Here is a 22,167-nt window from a genome sequence, read left to right on the forward strand (position 1 = left end):
GCGGCGCTTGCTCTCGCCGCGCCTGCTCTGGCCGCGCCCGCTCTGGCCACGCCTGCTCTGAGCGCGCCCACTCTCGCCGGGCGAGCCCAGGCGAGCCGAGCCGGGCGACCGCTGCCCGACCTCGTCCGGCCCGCATGCCGCCAGCAGCAGGCCGGCGCAGCTTCACGGTGGTCGAGTCGTGGTGGCCGTTCTCCGGACCGACTGCGTCACCGGCCGAGGTCGACCTGCTGGTGACCGCGCTGAAGTTGCCCTGGGCCCCGATCACTTGCCCGTGACGGAATCCAGGGCGCGTTGCAGCATCGCCTTCAGCTGTTCCTCCGCGAGCACCCAGATGCCGACCACCATCCCAGCGGTCATCACCGTGATCAGCACCCACCCAGGCACATCACCCCGCTCTCGCTCAGCAGGACGCGGCTTCAGCACCAGCGTCAGGAAGAGTCTGGTCATCAACAGGGACATGGTTTCTCCTCGTTTCATCCGGCGATCAGCCGGATGCCGACTGCGCCCGGGTAGAAGGCGAACGCGATGGTGACAGGCAGCACCAGGAACACGACGGGCACCATCATCGCGACCTCGCGACGGGCGCCCGACTCGATCAGTTCACGCCGGCCGGCCTCGCGGATGTCGCCGGCCTGCGCACGCAGTACGTCGGCCAGCGGCGTCCCGCGATCGAGCGCGACCGCCAGACCGTCGGCGAACCGCGACAGCGCCACGAGCCCGGTCCCATCCGCCAGTCCGTCGAGCGCGCGCACCAGCGTCGACCCCGCCCGGGTCTCCGCGAGCACGCGCTGCAGCTCGTCGGCCAGCTCCCCCTTGCACGACCGCGCCACCCGGTCGAGCGCCGCCGCCGGTCCCTCCCCGGCCGCGACCGACAGTGCCAGCAGCTCCGCCACCGTCGGCAGCTCGGCCAGCAACCGCCGCTCGCGATTACGCACCTGAGTACTCAGATAGGTATCCCGCGAGAGCACTCCCAGGACGCCAAGCACCGCACACAACACCAACAACCCGACCGGATTCCCGTACCCCAGCGACAACGCCACGAGCGCGAACAACAACCCCGCCCCGAACCCAGCCGTCCCCCACAGCACCTGCTCGACCCGGAACTCCTCCACGCTCCGCTCGATCCCCGCCCGCGCCAGCCGCCGCCGAATCGACGCGGCTCCCCCGAGCAGTCGCTCCAACCGAGCAGCCCCCGCGCGCAGCGACGGCCCGAACATCCGCAGGATCGCGTGGAACGGCGACCCCGAGTCGACCACTCCGGAGAACACGTCCGCCCCGGCGAGATCCCGCAGGTACGGCCCGATCCGGTCGTCGACCGTCGGCTTCCGCAGGAACGGCAACCGCCGTACGACGAGCAACAGCCCGGCGCCGAACACCGCCCCGAGCAGCCCACCAACCACCACCGGACTCATCGCAGCACCCGCTCAGGCTCCGGCAGCCGACCGATCCGCAGCATCACCCGGTACGCGATCACGCACACCACCGCGCCGATCCCGATGATCAGTGCCCCGACCGGCGAGTTGTACCGCTGGATCACGTCCCCCTGGAACGACAGCAACCCAAGCACCAGCCAAGGCGCCGCCACGGCGACCCGCGCACCGTTCACGGACCACGACTGCCGCGCCTCCAGTTCGGACCGCGTCCGCGCGTCGTCCCGCAGGAAGCTCGACAGCGACCGCAGCAACCGCCCGAGATCACCACCGCCCACCTCACGCGCGATCCGCAGCGCCTCCACCACCCGATCCCCGACCGGATCCGCCAGCCGCGCCTTCAACCGGTCCAGCGAGTCAGCGAACCGCCCGGTCGACGCGTAGTCCGCTCCGAACCGCCGAAAGGCGTCCCGCAGCGGCAGAGGCCCACGCTCCCCGACCTGCGCCAATGCCTCCGACAGCGACAACCCAGCCCGTACGGCGGAAGCGATGTTGTCCACCACGTCCGGCCACAGCTCCCGGAACTCCGCCAGCCGCTTCCGCGCCCGGCTCTTCAGCAACGCGACCGGCACCCCACCGGCCATCAGGCCGAACACCACCCCGACCGGCAGCGCCGCCGACACCAGGAACATCAGCACGAACGCCAAGAACCCCGTCACCACGCACGCCCCGATGAACGCACCCGGCGTCACGCCCTCGACCCCGGCCCGCGCCAGCAGGTCGCGACTCCGCGCCGTCAACCGGCCGTCGGTCTTCGGCTTCTCCTCGTACGGCGCGACGAACGACCAGACCACCAAAAGCAGCCCGATCCCGAAGAACAGCCCGAGCAGCAGTCCCATCAGTTCACCCCGCGCGGCAGCTCGGTGAGCAGACCCGACGGCGAGTACCCCGCCTGCTGGAAGCGCTCCGGATGCGGCAGCTGGCCTTCGGCGCGGCGCAGCGTCCCGTCGTACGTGCTGAAGAGGGTCTCGGTCTCGATCGTCTGGTCCTCGATCCGGCCGCTGACCGCGACGATCTCGCGGACCCGGCGCTGCCCGTCGCTGCCGATCCCGAGGTGCACGACCAGGTCGACGCAGCCGGCCACCGTCGGCAGCACGAACCTCGACCCGATGTTTTCGCCCGCGAGCAGTGGGAGCGTGCACATCTTGGTCAGCGCCTCGCGCGCCGAGTTCGCGTGGATCGTGCACATCCCGGGCAAACCGCTGTTCAACGCGAGCAGCAGGTCGAGGCACTCCTCGCCACGGACCTCGCCGACGATCAGCCGGGACGGCCGCATCCGCAGCGACTCCTTGACCAGGTCCCGCAGCCGCACCTCGCCGGTGCCCTCCAGGCCGGCCTGACGGGTCTGCATCGACACCCAGTCGGGAATCGGCAGCTTGATCTCGAAGACCTCCTCGCAGCTGATCACCCGCTCCCGCCCCGGGATCGACCCGGCCAGCGCGTTCAGCATCGTGGTCTTGCCTGCCTGGGTGCCTCCGGCAACCAAGATGTTGAGGCCGACGGCAACGGACGCGTCCAGTACGGCGGCCGCGTGCGGCGTCAGCGAACCGAGCGACACCAGGTCGGCGAGTTTGCTGGCCCGGACGGTGAACTTGCGGATGTTGATCGCGGCGTACCGCTGGGTGATACCACCGAGCACGATGTGCACCCGGCTGCCGTCGGGCAGCCGGGCGTCGGTGAACGGCTGCGAGACGTCGATCCGCCGCCCGGTCGTCTTCAGCATCCGCTCGACCAGGTCGGCGACCTCCTCCTCGGTCAGCACCGTCGTGGTCAGCTCGTGCCGGCCGTCGCGGGCGATGAACACCCGGGACGGCTCGTTGATCCAGATCTCCTCGACCTTCGGGTCGTCCAGGTACCGCTGGAGCGGGCCGAAGCCGGCCACCCGGTCGTGCACCTCGCGGCTGACCGCCTCGACGTCGCCGATCGGCGGCACGATCCCGGTCAGGCTGCGCTCGTCGTACTCGCGGACGACGGTCGCGACGATGGTGCTGACCGCACCGGGGTCGCGGAGCGGGTCGATGCCCTCGCGCCGGACGACGTCGCGGACCTGCGCGTCGATCAGCTCGACCGCCCCGCCCCGGTCGAACCCGTTGCGGCGCGCGGCGACCCTGTCCGCTGTCATCGTCTCCCCGTGTTCGTCGGTTCTCCGGCGGCGACCGTCTCGTCACCCTGCGCGACCATTGTCCCAACCCGGAGGGCACCCGCGCCAACCCGATCCGCCCAGGCTGTGGATAACCAGCCGCTGGGCAAAGGCCGCCCGACGGTAACTGTCCGCTCACGGACGGGTCCACCCCGGTTGCAGCTTGTTGCAGAAACCGGCGGGCGGGAGTGCGCTGTAACCAAACCTGCGCCTCGTGGCGTCGTACCCAGTGAGACCACGACGAAGGGCAGTGATGGGATCGACGACGGACGATTTCGAGGAGTTCGCCAGAGCGCGGACCCCGCAGCTGTACCGGACGGCCTGGCTGCTCGCCGGGGACCGGCACCACGCCGAGGACCTGGTCCAGGAGACGCTGGCCAAGATGTACCGGTCCTGGTGGCGGATGCAGCGCGTCGAGAACCCCTCGGCGTACGCGCAGACCGTGCTGGCCCGGACCTTCATCTCGCAACGCCGCCGCCGGAGCTGGAGCGAGCAGCCGACCGACGCGCTGCCCGAGACCGTTCACCACTCCGGTGACCTCGAGCTGCGGGTCGCCCTGCGCGACGCCCTGGCCGAACTCGCTCCCCTCGATCGTGCGGTGCTCGTCCTGCGGTTCTTCGAAGATCGCAGCGTCGAACAGGTCGCGCTCGATCTGGGCAAGAACGCCGGCGCGATCCGGACCCGGACCTCCAGAGCCCTGGACCGCCTGCGCGCGGTGCTCGGCGACGACGTCCACCTGATCGCTCTCTGACACGCAGGAGAAGACACCCGATGAACAACCTGAACGACAGCCTGCCCGACCTGATGCGCCGGGCCACCGACGACCTCGCGCCGGAGTCGAACGACCTGGTGGAACGCGGCATCCGCCGCGGCGTGACGCTACGCCGCCGCCGTACGGCGTTGCTGAGCCTCAGCGGCGCCGGTGCGGCGCTGGCCACGGCCGGCATCATCGTCGGCGGCACCCACGTGTTCGCCGGTACGCCGGAAGCACCGGTCGCCGGTACGACGGCCGCAGCGGCTCCCAATGCCAAGCCGCCCGTCAGCAAGCCGGCGACACCCGCCGGAACACTGGCCACGCTGCGCGGCCTGCTGCCGGAGAACCTCCAGCAGAGCGCAGCCAAGTCCTACAACGACGGTGGCGGGCAGTACCGGGCCGATGTGGTGCTCAACGACGGCAAGGGCGAGTCACTGCTCTCGCTCACGATCGCGACCAGCAAGCCGATCACGAGCTGCGACGGCATGGATCACTGCAAGGTCCAGCCCGACGGATCGGTGGTACGGTCCTTCGCGAACCAGTCGATCAAGGACCCGCGGCGCAACCCAGGGGGCATCAAGCGCTCCGCTGTGGAGATCTACCGCCCCGACGGCCGAACAATCAGCTTGCAGCACTTCAACGCCTCGCTGAGCATCACCCAGCACACCAGGCCCGACCCGTTGCTCACGGTCGCCCAGCTGACCACCATCGCGACCAGCAACACCTGGGTCTACCCGGCCGCGCCACCGGCCGCTCCCCGGCCTCCCCAGCAGGGTGATGGCAGGCCGGCCGTGCCGTTGCAGCAGACGCTGCAGACCTTGAAGAGTGTCCTGCCGAAGAACCTCCAGCTCACCAGGCCCGAGACCTGGGGCGGCGGCGAGGAAGGCTTCAACGGCGCGGCGTACGTCGCCAACGACGGCAAGGGCGGGGCGCGGGTCGATGTGTTCGTGACGTACGAGACCCCGGTGACCAAGTGCACCGGTGAGGGCCCGCAGCACTGCAAGGTGCGCGCCGACGGCGCGGTGACCGGCTGGTCGAAGAACGAGCCGACGTACGGCGACGAGCGGCAGGAGATCAACGGCGTACTGGCGAACCGGGTCGAGATCCACTACCCGGACGGCCGGATGATCGCCATGACCGCCTACAACGGCCCGCAGGAGAAGGACGCGAAGCATACCCGGGCGCTGCCGCTGTTCAGCACCGACAAGTTGTTCGCGATGGCCGGGGCCGACGGGTGGAAGTTCCCGGGAACTGGTAGAAAGTAGGGCTCTCTCGTCCGCCGCTGACTCTCTGAGGGGTGGGTCAGCGGTGGACGAGGGTGTGTTCGAAGGCGTACCGCGACGCGCGGAACAGGTGCGAGCCGTACTCGACCGCGCGGCCGTGGTCGTCGTACGTGATCCGCGTGGTCGCGAGCAGCGGATGGCCCGGCTCCTCACCGAGGAGGCGGGCCTGCTCCAGTGTGGCGGGCTGGGCCGAGATGGTCTGGTGAGCGACCTTCAGGCGGACGCCCTCGGCGCGGAGCAGCTCGTACAGGCCGCGGTCGGCCAGCGTGCTCGGGTCGGTGTCCAGCATTTCCGGCGGCAGCCAGTTGCGCATCAGGGCCAGCGGCTCGCCGTCTGCTCGGCGCAGCCGCTCCAGCCGCAGGATGCGGTCGCCGGCTTCGAGTTGCAGAGCAGCAGCGACCTCAGGGCTCGCCGGAGCGATGCCGAAGCGGAGCACCTCGGTCTCGGGCTTGCGGTGCGCGGCCGCCAGGTCGTCGTACAGGCTGGTGAGCTCCAGCGAGCGGCGGACCTGGCCGGAGTTGCCGACGACCTGTGTGCCGACGCCGCGCTTGCGAACCAGCAGACCCTGGTCGACCAGCCTGGCGATGGCCTGCCGCACCGTTGGACGGCTCAGCCCGTACGCCTCCGCGAGGTCCACCTCGTTGCTGAGCCGCGAGCCGACCGGGAGGTCACCGCCCTGGATCGCTGCCTCGAGCTGCTGCGCCAGCTGGACGTGGAGCGGGGTACGGCTGGTGCGATCGACGCTGACCTGGACGGTGCTCATGGGCACATCTTGGGCTGTCCGGGGCGCATCGTCGAGTCGGTGTGCAGATTTGATCAGATCTCTTCCTTTGTGAGGAGGGTTTCCGAGCGTGATCGGCGCGGGTCTAGCCGAGCCGGACCGGCTGCTGCTCCTCGTGCGATCGCATTGCAGCCAAGGCGATCGTCAGCGCCCGGCGCGCGTCCTCGCCCGTCACCGGCGGCGCGGCGTCGCCACGAACCACCTCGGCGAAGTCGGTGAGCTCCTGCACGTACGCGTCTCGGAACATCTGCTCGTCGCTCCGCATCGTCTGCTGGTGCAGCCCGCTCGCGTCGTACTGCACGGCCGTCGTACTCGGCAGCCGCCCGGCCACGACCATCCCCTTGCTGCCGAACACCTCACCCCGTACGTCGTACCCGTACAACGCCGAGAAGTTGGCCTCGGCCGTCGCGATCGCCCCGTTGTCGAACGTCAGCACGACGACCGCCGTGTCGAGCAGCCCGTCGTCCTTGAACTGCGGCGCGACCAGCGCGTCCGCCCGCGTGTACACCTCGACGACCTCCGCGCCCGGGTTGAGCCAGAGCAACGTGTCGAAGTCGTGGATCAGCGTCTCCCGGAAGATCGTCCACGGCCGTACGCCGGCCGCGTGCTGCAGCCCCGCCGGCCACCCCGGGTCCCGCGTGATCGACCGCATCAACTGCGGCGTCCCGATTGCCCCAGCGTCGACCGCCGCCCGCGCCGCCCGGAAGTCCGCCGCGAACCGCCGGTTGAACCCCACCTGGAACGCCACCCCCGCGTCCCTGGTCGCCGCGATCGCCCGATCGATCTCCTCCACCGTCAACGAGGCCGGCTTCTCGCACCACACCGCCTTCCCCGCCGCGGCCGCCTTCACGATCAACTCCGACTGCACCGCGGCGATCGAGGCGATCAGCACGCCGTCCACCTCAGGATCTGTGAGTAACTCATCGACGCCCAGGCCTCGAGCCCCGTACTTCGCGGCGAGCGCGGTGGCAGCCTCCCCTCGAGGATCAGCCACCGCCACCAACTCAGCCCCCGCCACGTGCCGCGCCACGTTCCCCGCATGCATCGACCCGATCCGCCCAGCCCCAACCAGCCCCAGCCGCACAACCCGCAGCCCGTGATCCGTCCGCATGTCCGCCCCCTCGTTCATCTCGGCATCTCCTGAACTCGTGACCGGCCGTCCGCCAGCAACTCGGCTGAGGCATCCGGCACCTCGATGCCCGCGTTGATCGCGAGGCCGAGCGTCGTCCGGACGAAGCCGCCGAGCAGGTCCCGCAGGACCCGGTGGTTCGCTCCCTGGTACCGGTCGACCAGCGCGATCACGAACAGCCGGAACTGTTCCGGGTCGATCTGCACCGAGTCGTCACCCGGCAGCCGGAACCCGGTCGGCGTGTCGAGCAGCGGTACGACGTCCTCCGCCATCCGCGTGTAGAAGAACCCGACCGCCGACGCCGGGTTCCACAAGGTCTCGCCGTCGATCTCGAAGTAGATGCTCAGTGGCTCCCCTCACGGGCGGACGGACTACGGCGGTTCACCAGGGTGATCTCACCACGGGATGTCAATCGTGGGAAGGGTGCCTAGGGCAAGCGAGTGGAGGTGAACGGGGTGGATCCGGGAGGTGAAGGTCCGGCGCTGCGGGCCGACCGTGGGAGTGGCGCCGTACGGCGGGCTCTACCCTGCGGGTGTGCACACGTTGTCAGGGTTGCCGGGGGTGGTCGCGGCGCGTGGTCGCGGCCGCGGCCGGTGCTCGTCACGGTGCGTTGGGGTGCGCGCTGAGCACGCCTCACGCACCGTTGCCGGGCGGCGCGAGCACACGCCGGGGACAGTCTGTGACCGGGTCCGGATGGCGGTCACGGCCTACCGGGTGCTGCCCGGACTCGGGCAGGATGTCGCCTTCGATCCGGACAACGTGATCGCCGCCCGGCGACGACCGTGCTTTCCGGTTCGGGATCTTCCGGCCGTTCCTGGAGCAGGACCGGCCGCTCCGCGCACTCCCGGCGGAACACCCCGCCACGGGACTCGACGGCACCTGGCCCACCGGCCACCGCCGGTACGGCCTCGACCAGCCCGCCGTACGGACGAACTCTGAAGGAGAAGGCATGGAACCGCTGCGCATCGGCATCCTCGGCGCCGCCCGGATCGCCGGCCGGGCGATCGCCGAACCGGCCAAGCTGACCGGCGCCCGGCTGGTCGCGGTCGCGGCCCGGGACACCGAACGGGCCGAGGCCTTCGCCGCCGAGCACGGCGTCGAGCGGGTGCACGCGTCGTACGACGACGTGATCAACGACCCCGAGGTCGAAGCGATCTACAACCCGCTCGCGAACGGCCTGCACGGCCCGTGGAACCTGCGCGCGATTGCCGCCGGCAAGCATGTGCTGACCGAGAAGCCGTCGGCCAGCAACGCGGCCGAGGCCGCCGAGGTCCGCGACGCCGCGTGCGAGGCCGGCGTCGTGGTGATGGAGGGCTTCCACTACCTCTTCCACCCGGTCACCAAGCGCCTGCAGGAGCTGCTCGCGAAGGGCGAGCTCGGCGAGCTGCAGCACGTCGAGGCGACGATGGTGATGGGGCCGCCCGCCGACGAGGACCCGCGCTGGTCGCTGGCGCTCGCCGGTGGCGCCGTGATGGACGTCGGCTGCTACGCGCTGCACGCGCAGCGCATGCTCGCACCGTGGGGCGGCGGCCAGCCCAAGCTGGTCAGCGCTCGCGCCGGCGAACGCAAGCGCATCCCTGGCGTCGACGAGTGGCTCAACGCCGACCTGGAGTTCCCGAACGGCGCCACCGGCGCGGTCCGGACCAGCATGGCCTCCGAGGAGTTCGAGTTCAGCCTCAAGGTGACCGGCACCCGTGGCGAAGCGTTCGCGCCGAGCTTCGTGCTGCCGCACCAGGACGACCGGGTGATCGTGACGACGAAGGAGGACCACTGGGTCGAGCAGCTCGGCCGCCGTTCGTCGTACACGTACCAGCTCGAGGCGTTCGCCGCCCACCTCCGCAACGGCACGCCGCTGCCGATCGACGCCGACGACGCGGTGGCCACGATGGAGCTCATCGACGCCTGCTACAAGGACGCGGGCCTGCTGCCCCGGCCGGTCACGCAGATCTGATCTTCTTCAAGTCACACCAAGGGACTGCGCCTGAGCTAACTACAGGACCTCGACGCTTCTCTTGCACAGTCGGAGGTCGGGTAGCCCAGGCCATGTCCGCCGTGCCTCGGGTCAAGCCGGCGCGAAGTCACGACCTTTCCGCAGGATACGGGGGCCAAGGCAGCCGCTGTCGACGAGCGCTTGGACGGCGGGCCAGACGAGCCACTCGACGGCGGCAAGTTCACCGGAATTGGACGCGTCCGCGCCGCTAAGCCCGTAGGCTGAGTCGGATGCGATCTGGGTCTGCGACAGCGAGGAGTCCCATCGATGAACCGGGTTGGAATCATCGGAACCGGCGACATCGCGCACAAGGTCTACCTGCCGTTGCTGGCGGATCATCCGGAAGTCGAGATCGTCGCTCTCGCTAGTCGGACGCGGTCCAAAGCCGAGGCACTCGCCCGGCACTACCGCCTCAAGGCACTGATCGGCACGGTCGATGAGGTATTGAGGGTCAGGCCAGACGTCATCTTCATTCACGCCTCGACAAGCTCTCACTTCGAGCTCGTCCAAGCGTGTCTGGAGTCTGGGATTCACGTTTATGTCGACAAGCCGCTGTCCATGGACCTCGAACACACCCATCGCCTCGAACAGCAGGCGAAGGCTGCAGGCCTACTCCTCGCAGTCGGATTCAACCGTCGGTTTGCGCCGATGATCCGCGCAGCGGTGCTTGCCGTGCCGAACCCGACGATAGCCATCTCCGAGAAGCACCGGATGTCGCGCCTGCGCAGCAGTCCGATCGAAACGGTGTACAACGATCTCATTCACGCCATCGATCTGGCCTGCTGGGCGGGCTCAATCCCTCCGGACGCGATCGTTCAAGGATCTGGGATCGTCGATGGAAACAAGCTGCGCTCCATGACAGCACTCGTGTCTGCTTTGGGGTACCACGCACAGGTGGCAATGACCCGCGAAGCCGGCAACGACACCGAGCGCTTCTTTCTCGCCGGCTCGAACACATCCGCAACGGTCTTCGACCTCGACAGTGTGGTGGTCCAGCAGGATGGAGTGACAACACAACGGCGGTTCGGTGGTTGGGATAACGTGCTTCTACGTCGTGGATTCGTCGGAATCGTCAACCATGTACTGGAATCGCTGACGTCGCCTGGCGAGTGCCACGTTTCGGCGACGGCGGTACTCCAAACGCACCGCGTCGCAGCTCAGATCGCCAGAATCGTCACAGGGAGATAATTCCGGGTCGAGCGGACGAACCGGGGTGATAGTTCACCATTCTCCGCGTGGAGCGTATCGGATAATGGGTTTGATGAATTCGCCACGCACGAATCGACCGAAAATCTCCGGCAACTGGTCAAGCTCGGCCGGTTGATCAACTGCCGACAATACGCGGGATCCAACTCGCGAAAGGATACCCCAGTTCTCCTTCATTTCGGATATCGGAAAATAGAATGTCCGAACGATAAAGAGGTTTGTACGCCTCATTCGCGGGGTCGCTGGAATCATGAAAGGGTCGTGGGACTCGCCGAGCGCGAGTAATGCGGCGCCAGGCCGCACAAGCCGCTGCGCCATCTCGCGTCCGATCCGAGAGCCGCTCGCCTCGACGACCAGGTCGAACTGATTCTCGGCGTCGAGGTTTTCGAGCCTCCGTGCTCCCATGCTCACCGACGCCGCGACCCGACCGGGGATTGGATCGAATACCTCCGGCGTTGGGAGTCCCATGTCCAGCGCCACCGCAACGACACCGATTCCGAGCGGGCCGCAGCCGATGACCGCGATACGTTCGACCGAGCGCAACTGGGTCCGAATCGCCCACCGCAGCCCGTGCGCCGCGGCCCCAACTGTATCCAGGCCTAGCACGGCGACGTCGAGCGGCAACGAATCGGGAACGGGAACAAAACAGCGGGCTGGGATGTCGACATGCGTTGCATAGCCACCATCCCGTTGCCAACCGATGAGGTCGACCAGATTCAGGCAGCCGTTGGTGAAGCCGACCTGACACCAAGCACACGCACCACAGAATACGGGCACATAAACCACCCCGCGCTCACCACAATGAGATGAGGAAACATTGCGACCGACTTCTACAATACGTCCGGCGATCTCGTGGCCGGGGATCACAGCACTGCCACCACGATACAATCGTTTATCTGAGCCACAAAAGGCGGAAACTTCCACCGCCAACCTGATTTCGTCAGCCGCGACGTCGGGAAGTTCTTCTTGAGTGATCTCGATCGTATCGTTACCCAAGAACCTAACTCGTTTGGCGTCAGTCAAGTTTCGCTCCCCACTCGCGCCATTCAGCTTACATCACCGTCGCTCCAGATGGATGCAATAGCAACAGTGGACGACGTCATCCCACCGCCGGGACGGACAGCAGGTCAACGCGAGCGTTTGAGCTAAGTCCCACCGCTTGCGAATCTCATCCTCCGCGCCCACACTTCGTTAAGCTGGACACAGGATTGTGCGACCTTGAATGGGCGAGGGGGCGAAACATCTGAGCACGCTCGCATGGGTGTCGGGGGACGGTCGGAGCGTGGAAGGCTCATGGCTGCGCTTGACCGTCAATCACCCGATCTGGTCCGTGGCGTTCGGCCGCACCGACAACATGCCGTACCTGGCTGGCGCCTGCGCGGACAGCACGATCCGTCTATGGAGAGCGGACTCCGGGGCCCAGGTTCGGCGGCTGAGCGGTCACACGGGCGCCGTCTTGTCGGTGGCGACAGGAATCGTCAACGGCCGGCCGATGTTGGCATCGGCTGGAATCGATGCCACGGTTCGGCTCTGGGACCCGGACGCGGACGGTTCGAATCACCGGCGTCTTGAAGGGCATGTCGGGGGAGTCCGAGCAGTGGCGTTCGGAGAGGTCGCGGGCCGCTCGTTTCTCGCATCCGCAGGTGCGGACGGCACCGTCAGGCTCTGGAATCCCGAAACGGGCGCTCCTACTACCGGACCCTTGGCCGGTCACTCCGGCACAGCCCTGTCGGTCGCCTTTGGGCTTGTCGGGGACAGATATGTGCTCGCTTCTGCAGGCGACGACACGACTGTGAGGTTATGGGACGCTGAAACCGGGGCATCGCTCATGGAGCCATTGCGGCGCCACCGAGGTGGCGTCCGATCAGTGGCATTCGGGCAGGTTGACGGAAGTACACTCGTGGCATCGGCCAGCGATGACGGCACTGTTCAATTGTGGGATCCGCACGCTGGTGTTCCTCTGTTCGGACGGCTCGCCGGTCACACGGGGATCGTCCGAGCCGTGGGCTTCGCACAAGTCGATGATGTCAGTCTCGTCATGTCGGCAGGTATCGACGGAACAATTCGATTGTGGAATCCGATCACCGGCTCTGGCTATCCCGACCACATCACGGCCCCGGCTGATGATCTGCGCGCAGTTACGTTCGGGCGAGTTGAAGGGGAAGACGTTCTCGCGGTCGGCGCCGGCGAAGGGGCTTCCGTCTCCCTTCTTGCAGATCAGATCGACACGGGCATGCTGCGGGCACCGGAGATTGTTCGCTCGACTATCGTCACGGCCGACGCTGTCGACGCAGCCGACCTCTTCGGTCGCGTCATCCTCGCTCGCCATCTTCACGGCGTCATTGGTCAGTTAATCGCTCCAGACGGCGTCGGTTCCAGTCGTAGCGTCGTCGTCAGCATTGACGGACGCTGGGGGGCGGGAAAGACCACTCTTGCTCGGCTCTTGGTTGAGGAGATGCGGAACAAGGCCTCGGTGGCCACGGCTACCGGCGGTCGAGCTGTTCTGCCCCGCGATCCAGTTGTGGTCAATTTCGACGCGTGGCGCGAGTCCGAGATCGCTCCACATTGGTGGGTCGTAGCAGCGGCCATCAATCGAGGTGTCAGGAATCAGCGGAGTCTTGTCGCCCGAATGGGCATGACGGTGACCGGAGTAGCACGCCGGATCGCGCGGTCGCCCGCTTCGATGGCAGCAATTCTCATCGTCTCTATGGTCGTCCTCGGATTCATGGCCGTCAGGAGCGCGGCGCCCTCGCAGCTCAATCAGACGCTAACTGTTCTGCAGACCTTCCTGACCGCCGCCACTGCACTTGTTGCCGTGGCAGCTGTGGTCACTCGCTCTCTGTTTTGGGCCTCTCCTGCACTAGGTCGTCTCCATCTCAAGGCCGACGACAACCCGCTCGGCGAGGTCGCCGACATGGTCACCAACCTTCGTCGCTGGAGTCCACGCATCGGCAGCAGCCCCTTCGTGGAGACCGTCATCGCCGTGTTCTGGATTGGTTTCGGGGTCGTCACTGGACGGCTGATCTCCTCACACCTCGAGGTGATCTCATCGATGGGCAAATGGCCGGCTGCCCTACAGAACCATCCGATCGGCGCCGTCGTTGCCATCACTACGGCACTCATGGTCGGGCTGTCGGCGCCGCCGGCGGCGGGACGGTCAGCCTCTGAGGGATCTCATCGCAATAAGCGCCGCAACACCACGTCCGCCGCAGTCCGGCCGTTCGATTCCCAACCTCCTTGGTACACACATCGGAGATGGCGGGTCGTCTCGGCAATCGTCGCAGGATTGTCGACCGGCGCTGCGGTGACGATTACATTGCCGGGCAGGGTCAGTCCGGCTTGGCTCCCACCGGCCGTACTGGGTGTGATGGGAGTGGTCGTTCTGTTGAGTCCATTGCTATATGTTCGAGTATCGCGACGCGGGAATCGGCGCCCGATCGTCTTGATCATCGATGAGCTCGACCGTTGTTCAGTGCCAACGGTGGTCGCATATCTGGAGACGGTTCACACCCTCTTGCGGGAGCGCTCACCCGGAGCACTGGCAGTACAGGGTGGATGGCGGGATCCGGCCCCGCTGATCGTCTTGGTGCTCGCCGACGGCCGATGGGTGCGTACCGCGTTCACTGCAGAGTACGAGGCATTCAAGGACCTTGGCTCGCCGGTTCGCACGTTGGGCGGAGATTTCCTCCAGAAGCTATTCGACCATACCGTCTTGGTGCCCGAGTTGACGGCCGAGCACGTGGGGCATCTACTCGATCGGATCACCACTCCAGTCGTCCGGTCTGCCGCCCGACTGACGCAGCATTCAGTGACCGAAGCCGAGACCGAGGCGGAATCGCAGCAGGAGCAGGGTGCTGACGACGCGACGACATCGCAAGCCGGTTCTGGAGCGCTGGCTCCAGAGCAAGATCGAGCGGCCGATGTGGCACTCGCCTCAACCACTCCCCAGGCGATAGCACGCCGCGAAGCTCACCTGCTTGCGTCCTATACGACACTCCTACCAGCAAATCCGCGCCTGATCCGCCGCGTAACAAACACATGGGCCATGCTCGAAGCGCTGAAGCAGCATGTCGGACACGACGAACCGGACGACACTGTTGTGCGTGCCGCGGTGATTCACGTGATATTTCCGGCACTCGTCGACGATCTCATGGACGATATTCACGTACCCACTGTGCCCGCCCGAATTGAGGACTGCGTGGTTGAGGGACGCGGCAACGACGTATGGCTGCGCCCCGACGTACTGAAGGTCATCACCCGAGAGGACGGAACATTGGTGTCGCCGGAATCCATCGCCCACTGTTACGGGAAAGTACTTGCATCCATCAATCGGGGCACCGCACCCTCGGATTGAATCTATTTAACAGGAGGCGCCATGACTGGATATTTGATCTGCAGTGTCGAACGAACTGGAAGTACACTCTACTCTGCACTGCTGGAACAAACAGGAGTTGCGGGCAGACCCGTTGTGGAACCGTTCAACATGAAAGTACAAACCACCGCTCACCGGTATCATCGCTTCGACACGTTCGATGACTATATAGAGTTTGCGCGCCGAAAGGCGTCAACTCCGAACGGCGTTTTCGGGATCAACCTAATGTGGCGTCACATGGCTCGCATCAGCAGAGAGCCACAGCTGTCCCGCACGAAGAACAAGAAGACATGTCTCCAAATTCTCCAGCGCCACCTGCCCGGCCTGAGCCACTTCATGTTCACCCAGCGTCGCAACACGCTCGCCCAGGCGGTGTCGTGGGCGATCGCTTATCAAACCGATCGATGGAAGAGCACTGATCCCGACCTTGGCAGGGAACCTTCGTACGACTTCGCACTGGTTGATGCGTTGTACCAGAACGTCTTGGCGGACAATCTCGGCTGGGAGACCTGGTTTAAACTGAACGAAGTCGAACCATTCAGGATCTTCTATGAAGATCTCGCAGAAAACCCGAGTCGTGAAATATTCCGGTCACTCGAGTTCTTAGAGATTCCGAAACCTGCGGAACTCTCACCAGTAACCCATATCAAGAAGCAGAGTACCCGCGCCAACCAGATTTGGTGTGATCGCTATCGTGAGGATAAGGAGCGCAACAATGCCACCGAACTACCCTTCCATTGGATGACCGACGACCTGGTCTGAGGCGATTGCATCAGCGGACACAATCTATGCACGTACAACTTCCGTGAGATCTGTGGACATCTCGAGAAATTCGTGCTCGCAAGATCACACCGGAGAACCCGAAATATTGCTGCGGACGTTGACTGGCAACTAACGCATCATGGCCTTCTCTCCCGAGCCAATCTCTCCCACGGTCGCCCCCTCGTCGATCGTGCGTGGCGACCGGTGTTCTTATCCGATCACTGCCCGCGATTGCCTCCGTCTCGCTTAGTCAATACGGTTGATTGTTCTGTTTGATCGCGGCGGCTCGCTCGGATGGTCGCCCAGAGGTCGTTTCACTCCATGAGGCGCTGCAGAGCTGACACTCTCCGTACGTCGGATGGCTCGGCTCAGTCTGTTAGCTGCAGTACTCCTCGTGCCCATGGCTCCAACGCTGCACGCAGCCGGGATCAGTCAGATGTCGGGAAGCCCAGGTTCAGCCCGCCGTGGCTCGGGTCGAGCCAGCGCGATGTGACGACCTTGCCGCGGGTGAAGAAGTGCACGCCCTCGGCGCCGTGCGCGTGGGTGTCGCCGAACAGCGAGTTCTTCCAGCCGCCGAACGAGTAGTACGCCATCGGCACCGGGATCGGGACGTTCACGCCGACCATCCCGACCTCGACCTCGGTCTGGTACCGCCGCGCGGCCCCGCCGTCGTTGGTGAAGATCGCCGTGCCGTTCCCGTACGGGTTCGAGTTGACCAGCTCCAGCGCCGCGTCGTACGACGGAACGCGGACCACCGACAGCACCGGCCCGAAGATCTCGTCGGTGTAGATCGACATCTCCGGTGTCACCTTGTCGAACAGCGTCGGGCCGAGCCAGAACCCGTCGTCGGCGCCGTCGAACGGGCCTTCGCGCCCGTCGACGGTCAGCTCGGCGCCGGACTCGACCCCGGCCTCGACGTACCCGACGACCTTGTCGCGGTGCTCGCCGGTGACCAGCGGGCCCATGTCGCAGCCGCGGGTCCCGTCACCGGTCTTCAGGGTCGCCATCCGCTCCTTGATCTTCGTGATCAGGTCGTCGGCGACCGGCTCGACGGCGATCAGCGCGGAGATCGCCATGCAGCGCTCACCGGCCGACCCGAAGCCCGCGTTCACGGCCGCGTCGGCGGCCAGGTCGAGGTCGGCGTCGGGCAGCACGACCATGTGGTTCTTCGCGCCGCCGAGGGCCTGCACGCGCTTGCCGTTCGCCGTACCGGTCTCGTACACGTACCGCGCGATCGGTGTCGACCCGACGAACGAGACCGCCTTGATGTCCGGGTGCTCGAGCAGCCGGTCGACGGCCTCCTTGTCGCCGTGCACGACGTTCATCACCCCGTCGGGCAGCCCGGCCTCCTTCCACAGCGCCGCGACCGCGTTCACCGCGGACGGGTCCTTCTCCGACGGCTTGATCACGACGCTGTTGCCGCAGGCCACGGCGATCGGCACGAACCACAGCGGCACCATCGCCGGGAAGTTGAACGGCGAGATCACCGCGACCGCGCCGAGCGACTGGCGGATCGAGTACACGTCGACGTTGGTCGAGACGTTCTCGCTGAACCCGCCCTTGAGCAGGTGCGGGATGCCGCAGGCGAACTCGACGACCTCGAGCCCGCGGGTCACCTCGCCGAGCGCGTCCGACAGCACCTTGCCGTGCTCGGCGGTGATCAGGGCCGCGATGTCCCCCTTGCGCTCGTTGAGCAGCTCGCGGAACGCGAACAGCACCTGCGCGCGCTTGGTCAGCGACGTCCGGCCCCACGCCTTCGACGCCTCGTGGGCGACCTTGACCGCCTCGTCGACGGTCGCCGCCGAGGCCAGGTCCAGCTCGCCGGTCACCTCGCCGGTGGCCGGGTTGTAGACCTTGCTGGTCCGCTCGGCGACGCCGGTCCAGGGCGTACCGCCGATCAGGTGGGTGATCCGTTCAGTGCTCACAGCTGTGTCCTCGTCGTCGGTCCTGCGGTGTTCTCGTGTCCTGTGCTCCCGGTACGCCGGCCGCGCCGGTGCCGGGAACGCGAGCGGGTGCTGATGTCTACGTCGTCCCGAATCATCCGAGCACCTCGCTCTTGCGGGCCATCTCGACCTCGACCGGCCGGCCTTCCTGCAGCGACTGGATGCCGGCCGTGCAGACGGCCGCCGCGGCGTACCCGTCCCAGGCCGACGGCCCGTCGATCTCGCCCCGCCGGGTCGCGTCGACCCAGCGCTGCACCTCGATGTCGTACGCCGTACCGAACCTGGCCCGGTAGTCCTCCGGTACGACGCCGCCCCACTGCCCGGCGCGCTTGGTCAGCACGTCGACGCCGAGCCCGATGGTCGCGCTGCCCTTCTCGGCGACGGCCTCGCAACGCACTTCGTACCCGACCTGGAAGTTCACGAACACCTCGACGTCGGCGATCGCGCCGCTGGCCATCTCGAGGATCGCGAACTGCGGGTCGAGCGCGCCGTTGGCGACCAGGCCGGTCGGCTTCGGTGCGTGCACGGTGATCTTGGCGATCTCGTCGTCGAACAGCCAGCGCGCGACGTCGACCTCGTGCACGAGCGAGTCGCGCACGATCATCTCGCTGCGGAAGGTGTCCGGGACGGTCTTGTTGCGGTGCACGTTGTGGAGCAGGAGCGTGCGCCCGAGCTCACCGGAGTCGAGCAGCTCCTTCAGCGCGGCGTACTCCGGGTCGAAGCGGCGCATGAACCCGACCTGGATCAGCTGCTTGCCGAGTTTGTGCTCGGCCTCGACAACGCGCAGCGACGACTCGGTGTCCATCGTCAGCGGCTTCTCGCAGAGCACCGGCTTCGCGTGCTCCAGACAGGCCATCAGCTGCTCAGCGTGCGCGAACCCGGGCGACGCGATGATCACCGCGTCGACCTGCGCGTCCGCGATCAGGTCGAGCGGGTCGCCGATCACGCGAATCGCCCCGGATCCGTTGGCCGCGCCGGTCTGCTCCGCGATGCCCGCGGGGCGCGACAGCGACTCGGCCAGCGCGTTCGCGCGCGGCAGGTCCGGGTCCGAGACCGCGACCAGGCGCGCACCGGAGATCCGTCGCACCACCCGCTCGGCATGATCGGCGCCCATCACCCCGACACCGATGATCCCGATCCTCAGGTCCTGCATCTCCACCTACTCTCTGACGACGTTGTACGACGACTGCCCGCGCCGTACTCCCAGCAGCTCCGGGTCCCCGGGCAACTGCCCACCACCAGCGTCCACCGTGCCTCCCCGGCGAACCGCCCACCACCAGCGCCCACCAGGTCTCCCCAGCAGCCGCCACTTCCTCCGACGCCCGCCGGGTCTCCCCGGCGGTCGCCTCCACCTGCCGCCGGTCGGCCCGGGCCGCTCGACCGGGCCGCCGGCGTACCAGCTACTCCTTCTGCTCCGGCGTCACCACCCGCTCCGGGTCGAAGCCGCGCAGCTCGTGGCTGAGCGCCTCCAGCTCCGAGCCGCCGGCCATCTCCGTGGTCAGCTGCTCCAGCGTGATCTCCGACCGGTGCGTGTCCAGCGCCACCCGGCCGAGCTTGAGGATGACGAAGTGGTTGCCGACCAGGTACGCGTGGTGCGGGTTGTGGGTGATGAAGACGACCCCGATCCCCGCGTCCCGCGCCTTGACGACGTACTTCAGCACCACGCCCGACTGGTTCACGCCGAGCGCCGCCGTCGGCTCGTCCAGGATCAGCACCTTCGCGCCGAAGTGGATCGCCCGCGCGATCGCGACGCACTGCCGCTGACCGCCCGACAGCTTCCCGACCGGCTGCTCCAGGTTGGGGATCGAGATTCCCATCTTGGTCAGCTCCTCTTGCGCGACCTGCTTCATCTTCGCCGAGTCGAGCACCCCGAACGGGCCCTTGGTGAGCTCGTTGCCGAGGAAGAAGTTGCGCCAGACCGACATCAGCGGCGCCAGCGCCAGGTCCTGGTAGACCGTCGCGATCCCGCTGTCCAGCGACTCCCGCGGCGAGGAGAAGTGCCGCGCCTCGCCGTTCACCGACATCGTCCCGGACGTGTAGTCGTGCAGGCCGGCGATGATCTTGATCAGCGTCGACTTGCCCGCACCGTTGTCGCCGAGCACGCAGGTGATCTCGCCCTGCCGAACCGCCAGCGACACCCCGCGCAGCGCCTGGATGTTGCCGTAGCTCTTGCCGACGTCCTCCAGGAGCACGATCGGCGTGTTCGGGCTCGCGCTGACCTCGCTGGCGAAGCTCTCCGTCGTAGTCATCGTGCGTCCGCCTTGTTCTTGACGACCAGGTTGACGATCGTGGCCAGCAGCAGCATCGCGCCGAGGAACGCCTTGAACCAGTCCGGGTTCCAGCCGGCGTACACGACGCCGAGCTGCACCATCCCGAAGATCAGCGCACCGACCGCGCCACCGACCACCGAGCCGTAACCCCCGGTCAGCAGGCAGCCGCCGACCACCGCGGCGATGATGTACAGGAACTCCTTGCCGACGCCCTCACCGGACTGCACGACGCCGTTCTGCACGAACAGCAGCTGCATCCCGGTGAACCAGGCGAAGAACCCGACGGTCATGAACAGCCCGATCTTCACCTTCTTCACCGGTACGCCGACCGCGCGCGCCGACGCGGCGTCGCCGCCGACGGCGAAGATCCAGTTGCCGATCTTGGTCCGCAGCAGCATCCAGGCCGCGATCGCCACGAAGACGATCCACCAGACGATGATGATCTTGATCGTCACCCCGCCCAGCTTGAACTCCGAGGCGAACACCGCCTTCGCGGAGCCGAACCCGTCCATGTCGCTGATCGAGTTCGACGCGACGGCGCCCGACGTCAGCCGGGTCACCGCGACGTTCAGCCCCTGCAGGATGAAGAACGTCCCGAGCGTGACCAGGAAGCTCGGCAGCCCGGTCCGCATCAGCAGCCAGCCGTTGAACAGGCCGATCGCCAGAGCGAAGACGAGCGCGACCGCCATCCCCACCCAGACGTTGACGCTGAACTGGTAGGCGAAGATGCCGGCGGTCAGGCCGCTGGTCGTCACCGCCACACCGGCCGACAGGTCGAACTCGCCGCCGATCATCAGCAGCGAGACCGGGACGGCCATCACCCCGATCAGCGCGGCCTGGTACAGGATCGTCCCGGTGTTGTTGATCTGCCGGAACGGCTCGGCGGTGATCAGGAAGAACACCAGGATCACCGCGGCGCCGACCAGCGACCCGATCTCCGGGCGGCTGAGCAGCCGGGCGCCGACCGACCGCGCCGAGACGCGGTCGTCGGTGTCGGTGGGGGTCGCGATCGTCGATGCCATCGGCGCGACCTCAGCGGGTCCCGGCCGCGGCGTACTTCTCGACGGCCTCGATGTTGGACTTCTCGACGAACGACGGCCCGGTCAGCGTGGCCTCGCCACCACCGATCGAGTTGCCGTTGGTCTTGCTCAACCAGATCGCGTCGACGGCCAGGTACCCCTGCAGGTACGGCTGCTGGTCGACGGCGAACTGCACGGTGCCGTCCTTGACCGCCTTGGCCATCTCCTTGCTCATGTCGAAGCTGCCGATCTTGGCCGACGACCCGGCGTCCTTCGCAGCCTGTACGGCGGTCAGCGTGACGCCGGCGTTCAGACCCACCAGGTAGTCGACCGACTTGTCCTGCTGCAGCTTGGACGTGATCGTCGCCTGCGTGCCCGGCTGGTCCGCGCCGTCGACGTTCAGGTTCTCGACGTTGCCGAACTTGTCCTTGATGCCCTGGCAGCGGGCCTCCAGGCTGACGTTGCCCTGCTCGTGCACGATGCAGAGCACCTTCTTGGCACCGAGCTGCTTGAGCTTGTCACCGGTCGCCTCGCCGGCGATCCGCTCGTCCTGGCCGAAGTAGCCGATCGCACCGGAGGTCTTCCAGGTGTCCAGCCCGCCGTTCAGCACGGTCACCGGGATCCCGGCGGCGACCGCCTTCTTCACGTTCGGGATCACCGCGTCGGGCTTGTTCAGCGTCACCGCGATGCCGTCGACCTTCGCGTCGATCGCGGTCTGGACGAGGTTGGCCTGGGCGGCACCGTCGGGGTCGGAGGAGTACTGCAGCTCGATGTTGTCCTTCTGCGCCGCCGCCTCGGCACCGCGCCGGACGATGTCCCAGAACGTGTCACCCGCCTTGGAGTGGGTGATCAGGGCAACTTTCATCCGTGGCGTGGTCGCCACGTTGCCCGAGCCGCCGTCGGCCTTCGTCTCCTCCTGCTTGCCGCCGGAGGAGCTGCAGGCCCCCGCCGTGAGGACCAGCGCCAGTGCCGCGCTGACGACCACAGCGCTGCGCTGGGCCTTCCTTTGCCACCGAACCATGACCACAACCAGCCTTTCCGATTTCCCGCGGTGACGCCGCGGCGTTGCTAGTGACCAGAGAGTGCAT

The 22,167-nt window shown here is 66.9% G+C and carries 20 protein-coding genes; 7 read left to right on the top strand and 13 right to left on the bottom strand.

Translation table 11 applies throughout. The features are described 5' to 3' along the window. Nucleotides 1–134: 134 nt before the first annotated feature. Nucleotides 135–275 carry a hypothetical protein gene (locus AB0M01_RS24690; protein WP_363673298.1) on the top strand — a complete coding sequence of 47 codons (141 nt, stop codon included), beginning with the start codon at nucleotides 135–137 and terminating at the stop codon, nucleotides 273–275. On the opposite strand, the gene AB0M01_RS24695 is transcribed toward AB0M01_RS24690, so the two are convergent. From AB0M01_RS24695 to AB0M01_RS24710, 4 genes are read right to left on the bottom strand one after another with little or no spacing between them, the layout of a single operon-like run. After that, nucleotides 262–459 carry a hypothetical protein gene (locus AB0M01_RS24695; protein WP_363673300.1) on the bottom strand — a complete coding sequence of 66 codons (198 nt, stop codon included), beginning with the start codon at nucleotides 457–459 and terminating at the stop codon, nucleotides 262–264. The two genes, AB0M01_RS24690 and AB0M01_RS24695, sit on opposite strands and share 14 nt — an antisense overlap. A 14-nt stretch (nucleotides 460–473) precedes the next feature. Then, complete coding sequence (locus AB0M01_RS24700) at nucleotides 474–1,412, bottom strand: type II secretion system F family protein (protein ID WP_363673302.1); 939 nt, start codon at nucleotides 1,410–1,412, stop codon at nucleotides 474–476. After that, entirely contained in the window at nucleotides 1,409–2,269 is an 861-nt protein-coding gene (locus tag AB0M01_RS24705; RefSeq protein WP_363673304.1) for a type II secretion system F family protein, read from the bottom strand. Before AB0M01_RS24705 ends, AB0M01_RS24700 begins: the two co-directional genes overlap by 4 nt. Continuing rightward, nucleotides 2,269–3,552: an ATPase, T2SS/T4P/T4SS family gene (locus AB0M01_RS24710; RefSeq protein WP_363673306.1), complete on the bottom strand. Its 1,284-nt coding sequence runs from the start codon at nucleotides 3,550–3,552 to the stop codon at nucleotides 2,269–2,271. The genes AB0M01_RS24705 and AB0M01_RS24710 overlap by 1 nt, the downstream gene beginning before the upstream one ends. Before the next feature lie 271 nt (nucleotides 3,553–3,823). Here AB0M01_RS24710 and AB0M01_RS24715 point away from each other — a divergent pair, with 271 nt between their 5' ends. Further along, a complete protein-coding gene (locus tag AB0M01_RS24715; protein ID WP_363673308.1) occupies nucleotides 3,824–4,321 on the top strand; it encodes a SigE family RNA polymerase sigma factor in 498 nt (165 codons plus the stop codon). 20 nt (nucleotides 4,322–4,341) lie between these two features. Further along, nucleotides 4,342–5,589 (top strand): hypothetical protein, encoded by a 1,248-nt coding sequence (locus tag AB0M01_RS24720; protein WP_363673310.1) that lies wholly within the window; start codon nucleotides 4,342–4,344, stop codon nucleotides 5,587–5,589. A 37-nt stretch (nucleotides 5,590–5,626) separates the two neighbouring features. Here AB0M01_RS24720 and AB0M01_RS24725 read toward each other — a convergent pair whose 3' ends face one another. The 3 genes from AB0M01_RS24725 to AB0M01_RS24735 all read right to left on the bottom strand — a co-directional run bounded on the left by AB0M01_RS24725 (nucleotide 5,627) and on the right by AB0M01_RS24735 (nucleotide 7,831). Next, nucleotides 5,627–6,370 (bottom strand): GntR family transcriptional regulator, encoded by a 744-nt coding sequence (locus tag AB0M01_RS24725; protein ID WP_363673312.1) that lies wholly within the window; start codon nucleotides 6,368–6,370, stop codon nucleotides 5,627–5,629. A 103-nt stretch (nucleotides 6,371–6,473) separates the two neighbouring features. After that, the gene (locus tag AB0M01_RS24730) at nucleotides 6,474–7,517 is read right to left on the bottom strand and encodes a Gfo/Idh/MocA family oxidoreductase (protein WP_363673314.1); all 1,044 of its coding nucleotides are present in this window, start codon (nucleotides 7,515–7,517) and stop codon (nucleotides 6,474–6,476) included. Continuing rightward, nucleotides 7,514–7,831 (bottom strand): DUF6086 family protein, encoded by a 318-nt coding sequence (locus AB0M01_RS24735; protein ID WP_363673316.1) that lies wholly within the window; start codon nucleotides 7,829–7,831, stop codon nucleotides 7,514–7,516. Before AB0M01_RS24735 ends, AB0M01_RS24730 begins: the two co-directional genes overlap by 4 nt. 635 nt (nucleotides 7,832–8,466) lie before the next feature. On the opposite strand from AB0M01_RS24735, the gene AB0M01_RS24740 reads away from it, so the two are divergent. Next, nucleotides 8,467–9,468 carry a Gfo/Idh/MocA family oxidoreductase gene (locus AB0M01_RS24740; RefSeq protein WP_363673318.1) on the top strand — a complete coding sequence of 334 codons (1,002 nt, stop codon included), beginning with the start codon at nucleotides 8,467–8,469 and terminating at the stop codon, nucleotides 9,466–9,468. Nucleotides 9,469–9,774: 306 nt separating this feature from the next. Continuing rightward, complete coding sequence (locus tag AB0M01_RS24745; RefSeq protein ID WP_363673320.1) at nucleotides 9,775–10,695, top strand: Gfo/Idh/MocA family oxidoreductase; 921 nt, start codon at nucleotides 9,775–9,777, stop codon at nucleotides 10,693–10,695. A gap of 33 nt (nucleotides 10,696–10,728) precedes the next feature. On the opposite strand, the gene AB0M01_RS24750 is transcribed toward AB0M01_RS24745, so the two are convergent. After that, nucleotides 10,729–11,736, bottom strand: a complete 1,008-nt coding sequence (locus AB0M01_RS24750) for an alcohol dehydrogenase catalytic domain-containing protein (protein ID WP_363673322.1) — start codon at nucleotides 11,734–11,736, stop codon at nucleotides 10,729–10,731. A 331-nt stretch (nucleotides 11,737–12,067) separates the two neighbouring features. On the opposite strand from AB0M01_RS24750, the gene AB0M01_RS24755 reads away from it, so the two are divergent. Together AB0M01_RS24755 and AB0M01_RS24760 are read left to right on the top strand one after the other, a co-directional pair. Beyond that, on the top strand, nucleotides 12,068–15,067 hold the full coding sequence (locus AB0M01_RS24755) for a P-loop NTPase fold protein (protein ID WP_363673485.1): 3,000 nt from the start codon (nucleotides 12,068–12,070) through the stop codon (nucleotides 15,065–15,067). Nucleotides 15,068–15,088: 21 nt separating this feature from the next. Further along, the gene (locus AB0M01_RS24760) at nucleotides 15,089–15,847 is read left to right on the top strand and encodes a Stf0 family sulfotransferase (protein ID WP_363673324.1); all 759 of its coding nucleotides are present in this window, start codon (nucleotides 15,089–15,091) and stop codon (nucleotides 15,845–15,847) included. A gap of 428 nt (nucleotides 15,848–16,275) precedes the next feature. On the opposite strand, the gene AB0M01_RS24765 is transcribed toward AB0M01_RS24760, so the two are convergent. The 5 genes from AB0M01_RS24765 to AB0M01_RS24785 all read right to left on the bottom strand — a co-directional run bounded on the left by AB0M01_RS24765 (nucleotide 16,276) and on the right by AB0M01_RS24785 (nucleotide 22,100). Then, entirely contained in the window at nucleotides 16,276–17,772 is a 1,497-nt protein-coding gene (locus AB0M01_RS24765) for a CoA-acylating methylmalonate-semialdehyde dehydrogenase (RefSeq protein WP_363673326.1), read from the bottom strand. Nucleotides 17,773–17,884: 112 nt separating this feature from the next. Then, complete coding sequence (locus AB0M01_RS24770; RefSeq protein WP_363673328.1) at nucleotides 17,885–18,943, bottom strand: Gfo/Idh/MocA family oxidoreductase; 1,059 nt, start codon at nucleotides 18,941–18,943, stop codon at nucleotides 17,885–17,887. A 247-nt stretch (nucleotides 18,944–19,190) separates the two neighbouring features. After that, nucleotides 19,191–20,039, bottom strand: coding sequence for an ATP-binding cassette domain-containing protein (locus tag AB0M01_RS24775; RefSeq protein WP_363673330.1), 849 nt, complete (start codon nucleotides 20,037–20,039; stop codon nucleotides 19,191–19,193). After that, on the bottom strand, nucleotides 20,036–21,082 hold the full coding sequence (locus AB0M01_RS24780) for an ABC transporter permease (RefSeq protein WP_363673332.1): 1,047 nt from the start codon (nucleotides 21,080–21,082) through the stop codon (nucleotides 20,036–20,038). The genes AB0M01_RS24775 and AB0M01_RS24780 overlap by 4 nt, the downstream gene beginning before the upstream one ends. A 10-nt stretch (nucleotides 21,083–21,092) precedes the next feature. After that, entirely contained in the window at nucleotides 21,093–22,100 is a 1,008-nt protein-coding gene (locus AB0M01_RS24785) for a substrate-binding domain-containing protein (protein WP_363673334.1), read from the bottom strand. Nucleotides 22,101–22,167: the final 67 nt, after the last annotated feature.

This window comes from Kribbella sp. NPDC051770, assembly GCF_040681455.1.
GTDB lineage: Bacteria > Actinomycetota > Actinomycetes > Propionibacteriales > Kribbellaceae > Kribbella.